15 protein-coding genes are annotated in these 18,686 nt (G+C 51.9%); 12 read left to right on the top strand and 3 right to left on the bottom strand.

The window, feature by feature from the left end:
- Positions 1-66 precede the first annotated feature (66 nt).
- The 3 genes from D4L85_RS11605 (at position 67) to D4L85_RS11595 (ending at position 5,484) form a co-directional block, all read left to right on the top strand.
- Entirely contained in the window at positions 67-2,910 is a 2,844-nt protein-coding gene (locus D4L85_RS11605; protein ID WP_228450862.1) for a M16 family metallopeptidase, read from the top strand.
- A gap of 282 nt (positions 2,911-3,192) precedes the next feature.
- Positions 3,193-3,993, top strand: a complete 801-nt coding sequence (locus tag D4L85_RS11600; RefSeq protein ID WP_119754464.1) for a hypothetical protein — start codon at positions 3,193-3,195, stop codon at positions 3,991-3,993.
- Between the two features lie 168 nt (positions 3,994-4,161).
- The gene (locus D4L85_RS11595; protein WP_119754463.1) at positions 4,162-5,484 is read left to right on the top strand and encodes an aspartate kinase; all 1,323 of its coding nucleotides are present in this window, start codon (positions 4,162-4,164) and stop codon (positions 5,482-5,484) included.
- 189 nt (positions 5,485-5,673) lie between these two features.
- Here the strand turns inward: D4L85_RS11595 and D4L85_RS11590 are convergent, their stop codons facing one another.
- Positions 5,674-6,750 carry an anhydro-N-acetylmuramic acid kinase gene (locus D4L85_RS11590; protein ID WP_119754462.1) on the bottom strand — a complete coding sequence of 359 codons (1,077 nt, stop codon included), beginning with the start codon at positions 6,748-6,750 and terminating at the stop codon, positions 5,674-5,676.
- A 40-nt stretch (positions 6,751-6,790) separates the two neighbouring features.
- On the opposite strand from D4L85_RS11590, the gene D4L85_RS11585 reads away from it, so the two are divergent.
- The 9 genes from D4L85_RS11585 (at position 6,791) to rlmB (ending at position 14,527) form a co-directional block, all read left to right on the top strand.
- Positions 6,791-7,525 (top strand): type III pantothenate kinase, encoded by a 735-nt coding sequence (locus tag D4L85_RS11585; protein ID WP_119754461.1) that lies wholly within the window; start codon positions 6,791-6,793, stop codon positions 7,523-7,525.
- Complete coding sequence (locus tag D4L85_RS11580; RefSeq protein WP_119754460.1) at positions 7,512-8,783, top strand: hypothetical protein; 1,272 nt, start codon at positions 7,512-7,514, stop codon at positions 8,781-8,783. The genes D4L85_RS11585 and D4L85_RS11580 overlap by 14 nt, the downstream gene beginning before the upstream one ends.
- Positions 8,784-8,785: 2 nt before the next feature.
- Entirely contained in the window at positions 8,786-9,382 is a 597-nt protein-coding gene (lptC, locus tag D4L85_RS11575) for an LPS export ABC transporter periplasmic protein LptC (protein ID WP_228450861.1), read from the top strand.
- A 75-nt stretch (positions 9,383-9,457) separates the two neighbouring features.
- Positions 9,458-9,616 (top strand): hypothetical protein, encoded by a 159-nt coding sequence (locus D4L85_RS34400; RefSeq protein ID WP_160143674.1) that lies wholly within the window; start codon positions 9,458-9,460, stop codon positions 9,614-9,616.
- 2 nt (positions 9,617-9,618) lie between these two features.
- Positions 9,619-10,893, top strand: coding sequence for a hemolysin family protein (locus D4L85_RS11570; RefSeq protein WP_119754459.1), 1,275 nt, complete (start codon positions 9,619-9,621; stop codon positions 10,891-10,893).
- Positions 10,894-11,034: 141 nt separating this feature from the next.
- Positions 11,035-13,143, top strand: a complete 2,109-nt coding sequence (locus D4L85_RS11565; protein ID WP_119754458.1) for a peptidylprolyl isomerase — start codon at positions 11,035-11,037, stop codon at positions 13,141-13,143.
- A 17-nt stretch (positions 13,144-13,160) separates the two neighbouring features.
- Complete coding sequence (locus D4L85_RS11560; protein ID WP_228450860.1) at positions 13,161-13,466, top strand: DUF493 family protein; 306 nt, start codon at positions 13,161-13,163, stop codon at positions 13,464-13,466.
- A gap of 67 nt (positions 13,467-13,533) precedes the next feature.
- Positions 13,534-13,776 (top strand): 4a-hydroxytetrahydrobiopterin dehydratase, encoded by a 243-nt coding sequence (locus tag D4L85_RS11555; RefSeq protein WP_073133967.1) that lies wholly within the window; start codon positions 13,534-13,536, stop codon positions 13,774-13,776.
- Positions 13,777-13,789: 13 nt separating this feature from the next.
- Positions 13,790-14,527, top strand: a complete 738-nt coding sequence (gene rlmB / locus D4L85_RS11550) for a 23S rRNA (guanosine(2251)-2'-O)-methyltransferase RlmB (protein ID WP_119754455.1) — start codon at positions 13,790-13,792, stop codon at positions 14,525-14,527.
- On the opposite strand, the gene D4L85_RS11545 is transcribed toward rlmB, so the two are convergent.
- Both D4L85_RS11545 and D4L85_RS11540 read right to left on the bottom strand, forming a co-directional pair.
- Complete coding sequence (locus D4L85_RS11545) at positions 14,528-16,414, bottom strand: mucoidy inhibitor MuiA family protein (protein WP_119754454.1); 1,887 nt, start codon at positions 16,412-16,414, stop codon at positions 14,528-14,530. It lies immediately after the preceding gene.
- Positions 16,415-16,621: 207 nt separating this feature from the next.
- Positions 16,622-18,652 carry an OmpA family protein gene (locus D4L85_RS11540; RefSeq protein WP_119754453.1) on the bottom strand — a complete coding sequence of 677 codons (2,031 nt, stop codon included), beginning with the start codon at positions 18,650-18,652 and terminating at the stop codon, positions 16,622-16,624.
- Positions 18,653-18,686: the final 34 nt, after the last annotated feature.

The following is an 18,686-nucleotide window of genomic DNA, read 5'->3' as shown; positions in this document are numbered from 1 at the left end:
AAAAATCAATCTACCTTCACTGCTTCATTACTTTCATTGTAAACAAAACAACTAACCTTTCGTTGTATGAGGATGACATCCATCAACCCTATCATATCGTCATGGAAAAGGCTTAGCGCTTTTTTTATGCTCCTGTTGCTGGCGCTCACCGGCGCCGCACAAGACCAGCTCACCGATAAACTTCCCGTCGACCCCCGGCTGAAAGTGGGCAAACTGGCCAACGGCCTTACCTATTACATTCAGAAAAACTCAAGACCGGAAAAGAAAGTAGAGCTTCGACTGGTGGTTAACGCCGGCTCGATCCTCGAGGAGGACGACCAGCAAGGATTGGCACACTTCACGGAGCACATGGCCTTCAACGGCTCAAAAAATTTCAAGAAGAACGATCTCGTCTCGTTTTTGCAATCGATCGGCGTGGAGTTTGGCGCCGACCTGAATGCCTATACCGGATTTGATGAAACGGTTTATATTCTGCCGATCCCCACCGAAAAAAAGGAGAACATTGAAAAAGGATTTCAGATCCTCGAAGATTGGGCAACTACCGTAGCCTTCGAGAACGGAGAAATCGACAAAGAACGCGGTGTGGTCCTGGAAGAATCGCGGCTGGGCAAAGGCGCCGAAGACCGGATGTTCCGCGTGGTCTATCCCAAATTGTTTGAAGGATCCAAATATGCCACCCGCCTCCCCATCGGGAAAGACGACATCCTGAAAAATTTCAAGTACGATGCCATCAAGCGCTTCTACAAAGACTGGTACCGCCCCGACCTGATGGCCGTGATCGTGGTGGGCGACATCGACCCGGCAGAAGCCGAGCGCCTCGTGAAACAGCATTTTGAAAAAATAAAAGCGCCCGCGTCATCCAAAGCCCGCACTTATGCGGACGTTCCGGCACGCACGACCAGCGAAGGCCTGGTGGTGACCGACCCCGAGGCTACAAACCCCGTGATCGAGATCTTCTATTCCAGCAAAAAGACCAAAGACGAAACTACGGTGGGCGACTACCGCGACTATCTCGTGCGTTCGCTGTTCACGGCCCTGATGGGTACGCGCATGCAGGAGCTGACACAGAAGGCCGAGCCTCCCTTCATTTTTGGCGCCAGCAACATCGGCGGTTTTGCCCGCGGTTTTGAAGGATATCAGTTGTTTGCCTATGTCGGAAAGAGTGGCGTGGACGTAGCCATGAATGCACTGATCCAGGAAAACGAACGTGCCCGTCGCTATGGCTTCACGGCCACCGAACTGGATCGCTTGAAAAAAATGATGATGAAAGGCATTGAACGCAGCTACAACGAGCGCGACAAAACCGAATCGTCGAACATCGTTTCCGAATACGTGCGGAACTTCTTAGAGAAAGAACCGATCCCCGGCATCGAGAACGAATACAAATATTTCAAAGCCTACCTCGACGGCATCACACTAGATGAAGTGAACGCGTTCGCAGCCAAAACCATTCCGCCGCCGGCCGACCATCGCCTGGTGGTGTTGAGCACCCCGGAGAAAGTGGGTTTCAAAATCCCCACCAACGCCGAATTGCTCGCCATGGCCGACGAAGCTTCCAAGAAAGATCCTGGAGCCTATGAGGAAAAAGCGATAGCCGCCGCGTTGCTCGACAAAGCACCCGCTCCTGGCACCATCACCTCCGAAAAAGAAAACAAAGCCGTCGGCACGACCGAACTCACGCTCAGCAACGGTGTGAAAGTGATCCTGAAATCAACAGACTTCAAAAACGATCAGGTGATCATGAACGGATCGCGTTTTGGTGGCCAGTACTTGTTCGATCCCACCAAAGACCGCTTCAACGCCGAGTTCGCCTCGACTGTAGTAGGGCAAATGGGTGTTGGACAATTTTCACCCCTCGACCTGCGCAAAGTGCTCGCCGGAAAAACCGCCACCGTATCGACGCGCATCGGTCCCATCTCGGAAACCCTGAACGGACAATGCAGCGCCGTGGATGTAGAAGCCATGCTGCAGCTCACGTATCTGTATTTCACACAACCGCGCAAAGACGACGACCTGTTCAAGTCGTTTATCTCCAAGCAACAAGCCTTGTATCAAAACATGGCGTCGGATCCGCAGTTCACCTTCCAGGATTCGGTGATCTCCATCTTGTATAAAAATCAGCCCTGGGCACCCAAGCTGCCGAAGCCCGAAAACTTTTCAAAGATCGACGAGCAACGCGCGCTGGATATTTACAAAGAACGCTTTGGCAATGCCAACGGCTTCACGTTTGTACTCGTCGGCAAATTCGACCTGGCCGCGATCAAGCCTTTGGTGGCCACCTACCTCGCCAGCCTTCCCTCCACACAACAAAAGTCAACTTTTAAAGACGTCGGCTTGCGCCCGGTGAAGGGCAGCGTGAAGAAGGAGATCCGGAAAGGCACGGAGCCGAAGAGTTTTATCCGCATGTTCTGGAATGGCGAAGCGTCCTACTCGGAAGCAGAACACCTGAAGCTCGAGGCCCTGACGGAAGTGCTCAACATCAAGCTTATCGAAACACTGCGCGAAGACCTGAGTGGCATTTACGGCGGAGGCATGTATGGCAATCTGAACAAGTACCCCTACAACTATTATTCCGCAGGCGTATCGCTTCCTTGTGGCCCGGAGAATGTCGACAAGCTGATCAAGGCTACGCTCGCCGAAATTGAGAAGATGAAAACTAATGGCCCTTCCGAAACCGACCTGAACAAGGTGAAGGAAACCTGGAAACAGCAATACGAAGTGAACATCAAAGACAACACCTTCTGGGCGCGGCAACTGCTGCAAAGCGCAGAACTCGGCAGCACCGGCGGCGAAGTGTTGAGCTATGAAAAACGCATCGCGGCCATCACACCTAAGGATGTGAAAGATGCCGCCAACAAATACCTCAACATGAGCAACTATGTTCAGGTAGTGCTTTACCCGGAGAAATAGATCGTGTGATGCTAATTTCCAGAAAGCCTTCCCGAAATAACGGGAAGGCTTTCTTTTTTTGGGGATCGTCCATTTCCGCCCGGACGGCAACCTTGACGCTGACCATTACGTTGTCGTGATGCCTGCTGATTACTTTTTTCTGTCGACGTTCCAACGGGCAGGAGCATTTGAGTGTCTGTATTGAACCGAACCTTACCGTTCGTCTTTTGCTGGCTGCAGGATGAATGTGCGAAGACTTCTCCCTCGCAATACAATTTACCCCATTCAAAAACCCCCTCTGTTATGAAAATCTATCTCTTGCCTGTGTTGTTCATGGCCGTTGTGTTCATCGGTTGCAACAACGATGATGACGTTGTCCCGGAAACACCCGTCCCGGTTTTGGGTCCTAAGCTGAGATCGGCGACGACGCACTTCCTTGGAAAGAACGGCTTCCGGCCGGGCGACAAAAATGTGTTTACCTACGACGAATACGGCAGGTTGTCGTTGAAGGAATACTCCACCTACGACATCGTTTCCCAAAAATTCAATTTGATTACCGTCACCCGTTTCACCTACCAATCCAACAAGCTGAAGACCATGGACGAGATCATCAGTGGCGTTCAGCGGCACATCACACATTACACCTACACGGACGACAAGCTCACAAAAATGGTGCGCAACGGCGAGGACATCACCACGGAAGTGACCATCCAATATTTGCCCGGCGACACCATACAGGCTTTCTATCAGCACACCAATGGCCGGTCGTTCACGTATGTATTTCACGCACCCGAGGGCAACATCCGCTATGAAAAGACCCTCAACGATTCGCATGCGCTCTCCAGCGTCGTGACGAACGAATTTGACGGCCATATCAATCCCTACAGTTTGTTGGGCTATACCGACATCCTGTTCTCCAATTTGTCGAAAAGCAACAAGATAAAGACCGAGAGCGCCTACTACACCAACATGCCCACCTCGGTGCCGACAACCTATGAGTATACCTACAACGAAGACCGCCTGCCGCTCGTGCAGACCATCACGTACAAATCGTATCCCAGCCAGGACGTGGAGACCAAGATGATGGTGGTGTTCGAATATTGAAGCCATTCGGTCTGGCCTAGGGTGAGACCACCTCCATTGCCCTCACAGTTGCTAACATACTTTAGTTTGCTGCAAGGGCGTAAAAGAACCTCGATAAAAGCGGGCGCGAAGTATTAATTTATTTTTCACGATACTTATATTTGCCCGTTTTAAAAAATATAAGAAGCTATGGTCGTACTAAAATTTGGAGGAACGTCAGTCGGTAAACCCGAACGCATGAAGAAGATCGCCGAACTTGTGTTAGGCACTCCGGGTAAGAAGATTGTGGTCCTCTCCGCGCTGTCGGGCACCACCAACACGTTGGTGGCCATTGGAGATCATCTCCTGCTGGGACAGAAGGCAAAGGCAGAAGAAGAAATCGCTGCCCTTGAAAAACACTACCAGGCTTTCATCAAAGAACTCTATAGCAGCGACTCCTTCCAGGCCATCGGCCAGGAGCTGGTGAGCCGTTTCTTTATTTTCATCCGCCTGCTGGCGGCCGGCCAGTTCGACAACAAGAGCTATCGCGAATTGCTGGCCCAGGGCGAGCTGATCTCCACCGAATTATTTTATCAGCACCTGCAGGAGCGTAAGATCAGCGCGCGGCTTTTGCCCGCACTGTATTTCATGTCCATCGACGAGAACGACGAGCCGGAACTGGAAAAAATTTCCGAACGCCTCAAGCCGCTGGTCAACTCGCTCAACAACATCGACATCATCATCACGCAAGGCTATATCTGCCGCAACAACCGTAACGAGATCGACAACCTCAAACGCGGCGGAAGCGACTATACCGCATCATTGGTGGGTGCTGCCATCCGCGCCGAAGAGATCCAGATCTGGACCGACATCGACGGCATGCACAACAACGATCCGCGCATCGTGAAAAAAACCGTGCCCATCTCGGAGCTCACCTTCGATGAAGCCTCAGAGCTCGCTTACTTTGGCGCCAAGATCCTGCACCCCTCCACGATCGTGCCCGCACAGAAATACAACGTACCCGTGCGCTTGAAGAACACGATGGACGAAAAAGCACCCGGCACCATCATCACCAGCAAAGGCACCGAAGGCTCGTTCAAGGCCATCGCCGCCAAAGACGGCATCACCGCCATCAACATCCGCTCGTCGCGCATGCTCATGGCGTATGGATTCCTACGCCGCGTTTTCGAAGTGTTTGAAAATCATAAGACGTCCATCGACATGATCACGACCTCCGAAGTCGCCGTGTCGTTGACGATCGATAGCAATACGCAACTTCCTTCCATCGAGACCGAATTGAGAAAATTTGGCAACATCGAAGTGGACAAAGATCAGACCATCATCTGTATCGTTGGTCAGAAGATCACGGAGCAGAAAGGTGTGTTGAAAAAAATCTTTGATGCGCTTTCGGAAGTGCCGGTGCGTATGGTTTCTTGTGGGGGCAGCACCAACAATGTGTCGGTGTTGGTGGATAAGCAATACAAAGAGAAGGCTCTCAACGATCTCAATGAGAAGTTGTTTGGGTTGAAATAGTAGTCATGTGACCGGGTTGCCGGTCGATAACGATAATAGTTTACGAAGAGGGGCTCCTGGAAAGGAGCTTTTCTTTTTTATTTGTGGTTCTTTTTTGGGAGGGGCACATCGAATGACGTTGTTGGTGGGACACCAACAACCGTGATGGGTATGCTTGAATGTGGCGGGATATGATTTATGCCCCAAGAGTCAAAATCCGATTTTTATTCCGGCAGATGAATCGCGTTTGGCGCCGGTAACGCTTTGGAGGCAGTTCACTTCGTTGAGGGTGCGCAGTACGCCGAGGAAAGCGAAGACGAGGGCTTCTTTGAATTTGATGATGTCGTCTTCGGGGATGACGAGTTGGGCGTCGTCGGCGCAGGCGTCGAGGAGTTGGGAGATGAAGAAGGCATTGAAGGCGCCTCCTCCCGTGCAGAGTACCCGGGCGTTTCGGGTGGAGGTGCGGATGGCTTCGGCGATTTCCTGGGCGCTGGAGAAGGCGAACGTGTGGAGCTTATCCTTTGTGGGGATGCCCGGCATGTCGAGGATGGGTTGGATGCGTTGTTCGAAGATCTCGCGGCCCAGGGATGGACGTTTCTTTTTCAAGGCATTATTCACCGTGTTCAAAGCTTTGAGCATGGGGGCATTGATCTTGCCGTCGGAAGCCATGGCGCCGTCTTTGTCGAATGTTTTGCCGGTCTTGAGGGCGAGATAGTTCAAGCCCATGTTGTTGAAGCAAACATCGTAGGCCCTGCGCACGTTGTCCACATCCACCGAGAGGTTGGCAATGCCACCCAGATTGAGGCATACGTCATATTCCTGAAACAAAAACTTGTCGCCGGCCGGCACCAAGGGAGCTCCTTCGCCCCCAAGCGTCACATCCAAACTCCGGAAGTCGCATACCACGGGTACGCCACACGCGGCGTGCAAGGCATTGCCGTTGCCCAACTGATAGGTGAACCCCTTGCGTGGCTGATGAAAGATGGTGTGGCCGTGAGAGGCAATAAAGTCGGGGCGCACTTTGTGTTGCTGCATGAAGGCAGCGCAGGTCTTGCCCAACCATTGGCCGTAGGCCGCATCCAGGGCAATGAGCGCCTCCCCCGGCAGGTTCTGGGCGGTCGATAAATGCTGGATCCAGGTCGCGGGATACTTTACCGTGGTCGCTTTTTTGATGGCGTACGACCAACCTTTCTCATTTTTCTTAAAATGACAATACGCCATGTCGAGGCCGTCGAGGGAAGTGCCCGACATGAGGCCAATAACTTTAAAGTTCTGCGGTGAATCCATATTTTTGATCGATGAGCACTATCGCTTGTAAAAAAATAGAATGAACACTGAGCCGCGCAATGTGGTGGTAGATTACGGTAACTCTGCTGCCAAGGTAGGAATTTTTAACGGTGACACGCTGATGGCGCGCCATGTGTTTGCGGAGGCCGAAGAATTGAAAACCTTTCTTCAAAACTTTTCGGCATCGGGCTTCATCATCAGTTCGGTGAACCGGGACGCGGCGATCGTGGCGGATTGGGCCCAGAACGCAAAACAAAAATTTATTCTGAGCCCTTCGCTCCCATTGCCCATCCAAAACCGGTATGCCACGCCGGCCACGTTGGGTGTGGACCGCATCGCCGGCGTATGTGGCGCCCTGCGTTTGCATCCGGGCGCTCCGTGCCTGGTGATCGACGCCGGCACCTGCATCACCTACGATTTCCTGGATAAGGATGGCGTGTATTATGGGGGCGGCATTTCCCCGGGACTGCGGATGCGATTTCAGGCCGTGCATACGTTCACGGCAAAATTGCCGTTGATAGCTCCCGTAGATCACCCGCCACTGATCGGCAACAGCACCGAAACCTGCATTCAAAGCGGGGTCGAAAATGGTGTAGTGGCCGAGTTGAATGGCATAATTGCCCAGTACAGGGAGAAATTTGAGGGTTTGAAGGTGATTTTGTGCGGCGGTGATGCCCTATTTTTTGAAAACCAGTTGAAAGGGTCCATATTTGCGGTCCCTGAACTGGTACTCAGCGGATTAAACAGCATTTTGATTTATAATGTCAGTCGTTAAAAAGTGTTTTTTGGTGTTTGTTGTGGTCATTTCCGCGGCAAACGTGTGGGGACAGGCCGCCCGTTCGCCGTTCACAGGGTTTGGTATCGGAGAGCCCTATGGCAATGCGCTCATCCAAAATCAGGGTGTCGGCGGCATCGGCGTGAGCCAGCCGCAGGTGTGGTACCTCAACAACCAAAACCCGGCACTGTTGGTCTATAATACGCTGACCGTCTTCCAGGTGGGCATCCTCGGCGAGCGCCGCACCATCAAAGGCGACACCACCAATGAAAAAAGCACCGGCGGAAACCTGAACTACCTGGTGATGGCCTTCCCCGTGAAGATCAACAAGTGGACCACATCTGCCGGTCTCATGCCCTATACCAACGTGAACTACGGTCTCCAATATTCCAAAGCCATACCCGATCAAACCGGCGCACCGGTAGACACCTCCACGGTGATTGAAACCGGAAGCGGTGGGCTCACGCAAGTGTACTGGTCCAATGGTGTGCGGCTCACAAAAGAAATGTCCGTGGGCTTAAAAGCTTCCTATTTGTTCGGCCCCGTATCGAATGTACAGTCCAGCATCCAGTCCGGGGTTCCCTACATTGGCAATGTGGAGGACAAGATGAATGTGAATGGCTTCAGTTTTGGATTGGGCTATTCCTTCAGCAAGGATTCGTTGGGCCGGAAGCATGATCATCGCTTCAGTGCGGGGGCGGTCTATACTTTTGCCGCCAACCTGAGGGCGAAGAATAGACAACTGGCTTACCTGACCACACTCGCGAACGACACCATCTTACGCATGGACGTCGACAATAAATCGGGTCACGTTCACTTGCCTGCCACGTCGACGATAGGTTTTTCATACGGTCGTGACCTGCATTGGTATGTGGGCACGGAATTCAGTTATCAAAACTGGTCGAACTACTCGAGTCTCATTGACAATGGCGCAGGATTATCGCAAGCCTGGCGCGCAGCTTTAGGGGGAGAGATCACCCCCGATCCGTCGGCGCTCGAAAGCTATCTGAAACGCATCACCTACCGTTTGGGGGTGAGTTATGAACACTATCCCTACATGGCCAACAACAAAGACGTGAAGGATATTGGCATCAATTTTGGGTTTTCGCTACCGGCAGGAAGATCCAGCCTTGACTTCGGTGGAAAAATCGGGCAACGCGGCAACAAGGCCGATAACATTTTAGAAGAAACCTATTTCAAAATATATTTCGGCATCACCTTCAACGACCAGTGGTTCATTAAACGAAAGTTCGATTAAGCATGACAACACGCCCGAAAACGATGACCGGCCTCTGCTCAGCATCATTGATCCTCCCGAGCGTCGTCATCTCCTCGTTTTCGCGTCATATTTTTTTTATCGCCCTGGCCGCGTTGGCGTGTAGCTGCAATAAAGCGGAAGTGAAGAAACCCGTGGAATACACCGGCCCCATCAGCGAGGCCGAGAAAGTAGAACTCTACTACACGGAAAACGACAAGGTGAAAATAAAGATGCTCGCCGACGTGCTCTACGAATTCCAAACCGGCGATCGCGAATTTCCCAAGGGCATCTACATGGAATTTTACAAAGAAGACGGCAGCCTGGAGTCGACGTTGCGCGCCAACCATGCCTATTTTTTTAAGGCCGAAAACCAATGGCGCGGCCGTGGTAAAGTGGAAGTAAAAAATCTTCAAAAAAATGAACAGCTCAACACGGAAGAGCTGTTCTGGAAACCCGCCGAAAAGAAAATATTCACCGAAAAATTTGTCACCATCCGCCAGCAAAGCGATGTGATCTATGGGGAAGGGCTGGACGCCAAGCAAGATCTTTCGGACTATACCATCCGCCGGCCCACCGGCGAGATCGAAGTAAAGGATTAGGCTCCTGCTGCGCCGTTGGCCGGTATAATCATTGTTTTCCCGACCCGTCTGAAAAATCGCTATTTTTGCAGGAGCATGAAATTGATCGACGTTCTCCTGTTTTCGCTTGCGATAGCTTTTTTTATCATCGGCATCCACCAAATCATGACCTTGGGCCTGGGAAAAGGCTACTGGGCCATAATGCTCACCACGATTTTCTATTTTCTGTATATTTTGAGAAAGAAGAAGAAATAACCATGAATGCTCTCCTCTTCCCGGGTAGTATGATCGCCTTGGCGTTTTCGTTTTTCTTCTCGGGTATGGAGACGGCCTTTCGCCACGTGCACATGGACCGCGTTCCCGTAGGAAAATATCCACGGCTCCCCTACGACATCATTTCCTATTTCATGAAACGTCCCACCTGGTTTGTGGGCACCACCCGTGTGGGCAACACCCTGGCCCTGGCCGGCTTCAGCTTTGGCATGGCCCTGTGGATGGCGCCGGCATTTGGCGCACAATTCGGACCGCAGTACATGACCCTGCAAGTGCTGCTGCAAACCCTGATCACCACCGCACTGCTCACGTTCACGTCCGACATTTTATCGCATCGTATTTTCAGGCTCAGTCCCGAGCGCATCCTCTTTGCGCTGGCGCCGCTGTTTGGCCTTTGCTTTGTTTTACTCTTCTGGCTCATGTATCCGTTGGTTTCGCTTTCGCGATGGATCACCCTCCGCGTGCTGCACTTGCCCTACAACGACCAGCGGCCCGTCTTTGGCTTTACCGATCTGAATCAATACCTGAAAAAGATCTACAACGTGAAGCCCGACGCCGAAGTGCTGCACGTAGACAAGAAGATCTTCTACAATGCCCTGGAATTTAAAACCGTGAAAGTGCGCGAATGCATGATCCCCCGCACGGAGATCACCGCCACGGAAATAAACGAAAGCATCGGCACGTTGCGCGAAGCCTTTGTGGAGAGCGGCCACTCGAAGGTGATCATCTACAACCAGGTGATCGACGACGTGGTGGGCTATTGTCACTCCTCATCGCTTTTCAAAAAGCCACAACACATCCGCGACATTCTCACCCCCATCATCATCGTCGCCGAAACTTCGCTGGCCAACGAGCTCATGATCCGCTTCATCAACGAACGCAAAAGCCTGGCCGTGGTGGTCGACGAGTTCGGCGGCACTTCGGGCATTGTGAGCATGGAAGATGTGATCGAGGAGATCTTTGGCGACATCGAAGACGAGCACGACGAAGACACGCTGGTGGAGCAACAGCAGGACGACCACACCTACCTGGTGAGCGCCCGCCTGGAAATAGACTATCTCAACGAGACCTATGGCTGGAAGCTGCCCGAGGGCGAGTATGAAACGCTGGGCGGCCTCATCCTGGCCCTGGCGGAGGACTTTCCGAAGACCGGCCAGGCCTTCCATATGCCCCCCTATACCTTCACCATTCAGTCCACTTTAGACAACCGCATCGGCACGGTGAAGGTGACCCTGGAAAAAGCGGAAGAAACGGCCTGAAACGGCCCCCGCGAAAGGGTTAAAATACTGCTATTCAGGGCCATTCTATTAACTTTTTGCCGTCCAACCCCGTCTTTTTTTCAGCGCTATTTTTCTAATAGAGATAACGGGTTAAATTTGCGGCTCTTTAAAATTTACATTATGGCATTTATTGGAACGTTGCGCAATAAGATGGGTACCTGGGTGGTAATTTTCGTGTTTATTGCGATCGCGGCTTTTACTCTGAACGACATTTTTAGCGGTAAGTCTTCTATCCTCAACTGGGGAAAAAATTCCGTGGGTGAGATCGCCGGCAAGGAGATCTCCTACGACGAATATCAGTCCGTGATCCGCGAACGCGAACAAAATTATTTCCTCAATTTCGGTCGTGAGCCCGGCGAGCGCGAGATGCCCAGCATTCGCCAGCAAGCCTGGGATCTGCTCATTGCCCGCAATGCCATTCAGGCCGAATATGCCAAAGTGGGTGTTGAAGTTTCCGAAGACGAGCAACTGGATATGCTCGTAGGAAAAAATGTTGACCCCAACGTAAAAATGGCTTTCACCGACCCGGCCACCGGCCAGTTCGATCCCAATAAAGTGTCGGCCTATGCCGCCCAACTCAAGACCATGCCTTTGGAGTCTGAACCCCGCATCCGCTGGGAACTGTTCCAACGCGACCTGAAGCCCGGTCGTGAGCGTATCAAATACGAAAACCTGTTGATCAAAAGCACTTACGTTACTGCCGCCGAGGCCGAACGCGAATATCATCAGCAGACTGACGTTGCTGAAGTGCGTTATGTTTACGTTCCTTATTTCGCCGTAAGCGACTCGGCCGTGAACGTGACCGAAGATGCGTTGAAAGCTTACTACAACAAGAATGTAGAGAAATTCAAAACTGAAGAAAGCCGCGACATCAAGTTTGTGTCGATCCCGGTAGTAGCCTCGGCTTCCGATAGCCTCACCGTGAAAGAAGAATTGGCCCGCGATGTGAACGAGTTCAAAACTTCTTCTGAAGACTCGGTTTATGCTGCAAAAAGCTCCGACAGCAAAAATGCATATGCTACTTACAATGCGGTGACCATGCCGGTATTTCTTTCGCCCGACAGCCTCGTGCAAGGCAAAGTGATCGGACCCTTCCTGGATGGCCAGGTGTATAAAGTGGTGAAAGTTTCCAAGGTCTTCAACGACACCGTATATAGCGCCCGCGCCAGCCACATTCTCATTAAATGGGCCGACGCCAGCGAAGCCGCCAAGAAAGAAGCCAAAGCCAAGGCCCAAGGCATTTTGAAAGACATTAAAGCCGGCGCCAACTTCGGTGCAAAAGCTGCCGAATTTGGTACAGACGGAACCGCGAGCCGCGGTGGCGACCTGGGCTGGTTCAGCAGTGGACAAATGGTGAAGCCCTTCCAGGATGCCGTGTTCAGTGCAAGCAAATCCGGTGTTCTGAACGACGTGGTGGAAACCGAATTTGGTTATCACATCATTTCCGTAACAGAACCCAAAACCAACAAAGCCTATAAGCTGGCCATCATCGAGCGCGAGATCGTGCCGACCGATGCCACGCTGAACGAAGCCTTCCGCAAGGCTGAAGCCTTCACATCGGATCTGAGTGGCGTTGCCGATTTCGAGAAGCGCGCAAAAGAACAAGGCCTCGTGTTGCAGGAAGCCAAGAACGTAGTGGCCGGCGACCGTCGCATAGGCACACTGGGTGAAGCCCGCTCGATCGTGCAGTGGCTTTTCAGAGAAGCTTCTGTCGGCAAGATCTCGCAAGTATTCGACCTGCAGGAAGAGAACGTGGTGGTGGTGATGACCAACGAGATCAAGAAAGGCTACAAGCCCCTGGCCTCGGTGAAAGCGGAGATCACACCCGCTGTTCGCAATGAACTGAAAGGAAAAGTTATTATCGATAAACTCAGCGCCGCCAAAGGCACGCTGGAAGAGATCGCCGCTTCTTTTGGCACCGACGCCAATGTTTATTCCAGCAGCGATCTGAAATTGAACAGCAACTCATTGCCTACTGTCGGATTCGATCCGCAAGCCGTAGGTGTTGCCTTCGGACTGGAGAACGGAAAACGTTCCAAGCCCCTGGCCGGTGAGAACGGTGTGGTGATCGTGGAATTGCAAAACAAGACCATCGCTCCTGCCGTTGGCGATTACGCCACCTACAAAGCCGGACTGGAACAAAATGCCGTGAATCGCAATAGCGCGGGCATCGCCGATGCCATTAAAGAAAATGCCGACATTGTAGACAAGCGCTACCGGTTCTTTTAAGTATTGCAAAAATCTTTATGCCACGCCTCCCGAGCCATTGGGGGGCGTTGCCATTTCATATGGACCAAAACTGGGTCGATTCGTTTCGGGAAAAGCTTGACCAGCACTATGCCTGGCCCGAGATCTACGTGTTTAAATTCATCGTACCCACCGGCAAGGAAGAACAAGTGAAGAAGTTGTTCCCGAACAACACGGCCACCGAAAAATTGTCAAAACAAGGCAACTACACCAGCGTTACCATACAGGCCATGATGCCCTCCAGCGATGCCGTGATCGAATTATACCAGCTGGCCGCGGAAATAGAAGGTATCGTGGCGCTTTGATCGCTTGTGTGGATCACAGGCGGACGGCGCAAAAAGAATTTCGTATCACAAAAAAATGCAAAGGCTTATGGAATGGACTACCGACAACAACACCCTGAAGAAGACGTTCACCTTCGCCGATTTTACGGAGGCCTTCGCCTTTATGACCAAAGTGGCTATAACGGCCGAAAAAATGAATCACCATCCCACCTGGACGAACACTTACAACACCGTTAGCTTTGCGCTTTCCACCCACGATGCCGGCAACATCGTGACGGACAAAGACCGCAAGCTGGCCAAGGAGATCGACCGGCTGGCCACTAACCGCTGAGCAACATTTCGCAATGGAAAAAACAGATATGATCTATGGCACCCGGGCCGTCATCGAGGCGATCCTGGCAGGAAAAGATATTGACAAAGTAATGATCCAGTCGGGCCTCACCAACGACCTGGTGAAAGAGCTCATCGCCGTGGCACGCAACAACAATGTGCCCATCCTCTTTGTGCCTCCCGAAAAGCTCAAACGCCTGTCGACGAAAAATCACCAGGGTGTGATCTGCATTCTTTCCGCGGTGAGCTATTCTTCCGTTGACGATCTTATCTACAAAGCATACCAGGAAGGACGCGAACCCTTTTTCCTCATCCTCGACCGCATCACCGACGTACGAAATTTTGGTGCCATCGTGCGCACTGCTGAATGTGCCGGCATGACGGGCATCATCGTCGGTGAAAAAGGAAGTGCCCCGATAACAAGCGATGCCATGAAAACATCGGCAGGGGCGTTGAACCACCTGCCGATCTGCCGTGAGAAGGACATGAAGAAAACCATCCAGTTGTTGCACGACAATGGTATCCGCATCGTAGCCTGCACGGAAAAAACCGAGAAGAGCTTGTACTCCCTCACGCTTACTGGCCCCATCGCCCTCATCCTCGGCTCAGAAGAAGATGGCATCAGCGATGCCTTTTTGAAAGAAGCCGATGAGTTGGCCCGCATTCCGTTGAAAGGAAAGATCGGTTCACTCAACGTGTCGGTGGCTGCCGGTGTAGCGATCTATGAAGTGCTCCGTCAACACGGCAACTGATCACTCCAGAAACATCCGGTTTCCTTTCGGGTAGCGCACGGCATATTTCAGGTTGATGATCTCCGTTTTACCCGAGGCAATTTCTTTTTTCCAGGTGATCGTGCCGCTGTTGTGATCGTATTCGCCATGCGAGTCTTCCAGTTTGTCCACGGTGATCTCTTTGTCGTTCGAAATGGGAATTTGGTCTTCAATGACGATGCTGATGGGCAATCCCTTTTTGTTCCGGATGGAGATCTCATACGCCAGGGCAACTTTCTGATTGGATCCAACGAATTGTCGTGACGAATATTCTTTTTTCTTTTCACGTTTCACCAAAACGTTGCTGTCGCGGCCCAGTGAAACAATGAGCGTGTCGGATGTGTTGCGCGTGTCGAGTATGCTCTTGCCGATGTATTTACCTTCAAAGAAGAGGCTGGCTTCACCCTCCAGAAAATTATACTGATCCCAGTCCATGATCTTGGCTGTAAGAAACGCGTCTTCCTCCAGCTTGGGCACGCAGTAGTATTCATAGATCGCAGGCAATTCGTACTCTATCATATCCGTTGCGCGCACTTCGCCGTCTGACTTTATGGAGAATGGCTCGTCCAATTTGAATTCCACGTTGGTTTGCCGGATGACCTCTGTGGCCACCTGGGCGCGTTTCATTTTTTGCGCAGATGATCCGTAAATTCCGGATCGCGCTTCTGAAGGAGCAGCATCGCTAGTATAACCGTAGGCCATCACCACAACCTCACTCAGGGCAGACACGTCCGGGAGCATTTGGACATTGACCTCGCTTGCCCTGTCCAGTCTTCTCTCAATGGCATTATAGCCGATAAACGAAAACACGACCACTTCGGCGTCGGACGTCAAGGGTATTGAATAGTTGCCGTTCACGTCCGTTACCGTGCCTACACTCGTTCCCTTCACGACGATGTTCACACCGGGAATGGGTTGACCTGCATCGTCCACCACTCGCCCATGTACCTCATTGTTGGCCGTTACCGCCATCATGGCATTGGAGACCGTTCGCCGAGACAAAGCATTGTTGTAGCCCACGATCCAAGGCTTGATGATCGGGCGCACGCCTTGCTCCGAAGGATTGGCCGACGAAATGGTGAGGCTCACATTTTCCCAATCTTCACCCGACTGCTGGCTCACATTGGCTTTGTAGGTGATGCCAACGGGTGCTTTGACGTTCTTCGCGCGGATGTCGTACGAAGGAAACCAACGCGCTTCGTTCACCAAATAATTCACATCCAACTCTGCGTTGGTGGCCGCCTTTGTCGATACTTTCACCACGATCTCGCCGCTGGGTTGTCCCTTGATGGCGCGAAGCTCTGTTAATTGCGCATCCACTTTGGCGAGCTCTTCCTGGTACGAACGGATGGTGCGCTCCGACTGCATCAGTTGTTGCTTGATGTCCAGCAAGCGTTGACGAAAATAGTCCATGGCGGCCTTCAACTCGGCTACCTCCACACCTTTCTCCGTGCCGCCAATGGACTTATTTGTTTTTAAAATATTTTCTTCTTCTGTGTAGACTTCCTGGATGGATTTTTCCTGCGTGATCAAAGCCGCAAGCCGTTTGCGTTCTCCTTCGAGGAGCTTGATCTTCTCGGGTTTCTTGTGTTCTTCCATGTAGTTGATGCGGAAGGAAACCGAAAGGATCTTTACAGACGCCGGGCCGTCCACCTGGATGCTTTGCTGCTGAATGGCTGGAGCAATTCCGGTCAGGGTCAGGATGGAGACACCGGCTTTCAAAGGAACCGAAGCGTGGCGCGTGATCTGGGCGCCCTGTAGAAAGACGGCGACTTGATTTATTTTGGAGGAAACGTTTTGTTCAGCTTCCTGGGCCGCTGCGGGGATCAGGGAGACGAAGAGTAGGGCGATGGTGTAGATTCTTTTCATGGCCGTGGGATTAAAGTGTATGGCTAGGATGCAGCGTTCGGTCGGATTCCATAAGGAGGGTTAAAAAAAAAGAGGAGCCAGAAAGCCAGGAGCCAGTATTAGTAGTCGGTTGTCAATAATTTGGGAATAGATATAAAAAGTAAACCCCGGTGCCTGCCGGGGTTTTGTGTATTTGAAAAAATCGGAAAGTGGACTCTTGTCGAAAGGTTATTTTCGGAGGATGGTGAATTCTACGCGTTGATTTTTTGCTTTGCCTTCTTCGGTTTTGGCGGAGGCCAGGGGTTTGGATCCTCCGTAGCCTTTGGAGACGATGCGGTCTTTGGCGATGCCTTTTTGTATCAGGTATTCGGTGACGGTCTTGGCGCGGGCGGAGGAGAGTTTTCCTTTTCCGGCTTTGTCGCTGTGGTCGCCTATTTCGATGCGGATGGCTTTGTCGGATTCCAGGAGCGCGGCCAGGCGGTCAAGTTCGGCGAAGGATCTTTCTTTTAGTTCGGATTTATCCGGATCGAACGAGATCGTGTTGAGGCGAACGGATTGGCCCACTTCGATGGGCACTACCAACAGATCGCGGCTCAGTGTTATTTCGTTGGTTTCGTGTGTTACGTCGATGGTTTCGGCGATGGGGTAAAAACCTGGGGCGGTAGCACTGATCACATAGGCTTCCTTCAGGGGCACACGCAGGTCGTAGGTACCCAACAATGAATCGATGGCGGCTGCGGAATTGTCGATGCCTTCTACCATGATCCTCAGGCCAGGATTGCCTGACCAGGGGCGGCCAGTCTTTTTGTTGATCACTTTGCCGGAGACGATGGCCATTTTTTCGGCGTCGGCTAGTAGATCCAAGGTGATGCTTCGGTATTCGTCGACGGTGTTCAGGTCGAGGGGCTCGGGGAAGGATTCGAAATGTTTGGCGCTCACCTGCATGTAATAGAGTGTGCCATGGGGGAGCTTCACTTCATAGGTTCCCGCGTCTTTATCCACGCGCGCAGAATCCACCAGTTCGCCGTCGATGACGATCTTTGCATTGGATTTTGGGGGAAGCATACTGTTGGTGTTTTTGATAAACAGCTTACCCTTCACCGTCACGAACGTCAGCGGTTCGGCCTTCAGATCTTTGTTCAGTTCGGTGTATTCTTTTATTTCGGAAGCATCGATCACGTCTTTCACTTCTTTATAGTCGGGCACCACCACCGATACCTCGTAGCGTTTGCGCATCGGCAGTTTCAACCGGTAGGTCCCGGAGTCAGCATTTATCCAAACGCTGTCGGCGGGTTGGCCGTTTACGAGAATTTTTGCGGCCTTGCCTTTCAGCGTACGGCTGCTCTTTTGATTTTGGATCTTACCGGAGGCGATGATGAAAGGATTGTCCTCATAAATTTTCACCTTATAAATGTCGGCGCCGCCCAGCGATTGGTTATTAGAAGAAAAATAACCCATGCTGCCGTTGGCGTTGGTTTTGAAATACGACTCATAGCCAGCGGTGTTGATGGTGTCGTTCAAGGCAACGGGTGCTGACCAGGTGATCCAGTCCGATCCGGTGCGGGTGGTCTTATAGATGTTATAGCTACCGTTGGTGCTGCGGTTGCTGGAAAAATACATTGTCTTGTTGTCGGCCAGCAGGAAAGGCGTTTCTTCGCTGGCGGTGGCAGACGAAAGGGCTTCGATCTTTTTCGGCTTGGTCCATTTTCCTTTTTCGTTGAGTTCGCTCACGTAGAGCTTGCTGGTTTTGCCTTTCGCAAAGCTGAACACGATCGACTTGCCATCGGCACTCATCGATGCGGGACTTTTTGCGCCGCGGGTGGATACTTTCAACGGCATGGGTATTGACCATCCATCGGCCGTCTTCGACGCGGTGGAGAGTCCGTTCTTCTTCCAGGTCATGCCGTCGGCGCTATACACGCCATTGATCAAAAGCGTGTTGCCATCGGCGGAGGTTGACAGCACGGCATTGTAGCGACCCTGGTTGAACCGGGGCAAGCGTTCGGCAACGGACCAGCTACCATCTGTTTGAAGCGTTGAGAACCAGATGTCCTGGCTGTCGGTGGCGCCGAAGGTGTTGGAAGGGTGATTGACGCGTGAGAAGTAAAGTGTTTTCCCGTCGGCCGAGAGCACGGGGTTGATCTCATCGTAATTGGAGTTGATCTGGGGTCCGAGGTTCTTCGGGATGAACGACGATTGTGCCCACGCAGCGCCGGTGAGCAAAAGGAAGAGGGAGACAGCGTATATATTTTTTTTCATAAGATCGACGAGGGAGGTTTTTTTGCATTCACGT

The organism is Chryseolinea soli (assembly GCF_003589925.1).
Taxonomy (GTDB): Bacteria; Bacteroidota; Bacteroidia; order Cytophagales; family Cyclobacteriaceae; genus Chryseolinea; species Chryseolinea soli.
This window is presented reverse-complemented; position numbering and strand designations above follow the sequence as displayed.

Coding starts and splice junctions, on each gene's coding strand:
- D4L85_RS11605 (WP_228450862.1), top strand. CDS start 67: ATGAGGATGACATCCATCAACCCTATCATATCGTCATGGAAAAGGCTT.
- D4L85_RS11600 (WP_119754464.1), top strand. CDS start 3,193: ATGAAAATCTATCTCTTGCCTGTGTTGTTCATGGCCGTTGTGTTCATC.
- D4L85_RS11595 (WP_119754463.1), top strand. CDS start 4,162: ATGGTCGTACTAAAATTTGGAGGAACGTCAGTCGGTAAACCCGAACGC.
- D4L85_RS11590 (WP_119754462.1), bottom strand. CDS start 6,750: ATGGATTCACCGCAGAACTTTAAAGTTATTGGCCTCATGTCGGGCACT.
- D4L85_RS11585 (WP_119754461.1), top strand. CDS start 6,791: ATGAACACTGAGCCGCGCAATGTGGTGGTAGATTACGGTAACTCTGCT.
- D4L85_RS11580 (WP_119754460.1), top strand. CDS start 7,512: ATGTCAGTCGTTAAAAAGTGTTTTTTGGTGTTTGTTGTGGTCATTTCC.
- lptC (WP_228450861.1), top strand. CDS start 8,786: ATGACAACACGCCCGAAAACGATGACCGGCCTCTGCTCAGCATCATTG.
- D4L85_RS34400 (WP_160143674.1), top strand. CDS start 9,458: ATGAAATTGATCGACGTTCTCCTGTTTTCGCTTGCGATAGCTTTTTTT.
- D4L85_RS11570 (WP_119754459.1), top strand. CDS start 9,619: ATGAATGCTCTCCTCTTCCCGGGTAGTATGATCGCCTTGGCGTTTTCG.
- D4L85_RS11565 (WP_119754458.1), top strand. CDS start 11,035: ATGGCATTTATTGGAACGTTGCGCAATAAGATGGGTACCTGGGTGGTA.
- D4L85_RS11560 (WP_228450860.1), top strand. CDS start 13,161: ATGCCACGCCTCCCGAGCCATTGGGGGGCGTTGCCATTTCATATGGAC.
- D4L85_RS11555 (WP_073133967.1), top strand. CDS start 13,534: ATGGAATGGACTACCGACAACAACACCCTGAAGAAGACGTTCACCTTC.
- rlmB (WP_119754455.1), top strand. CDS start 13,790: ATGGAAAAAACAGATATGATCTATGGCACCCGGGCCGTCATCGAGGCG.
- D4L85_RS11545 (WP_119754454.1), bottom strand. CDS start 16,414: ATGAAAAGAATCTACACCATCGCCCTACTCTTCGTCTCCCTGATCCCC.
- D4L85_RS11540 (WP_119754453.1), bottom strand. CDS start 18,652: ATGAAAAAAAATATATACGCTGTCTCCCTCTTCCTTTTGCTCACCGGC.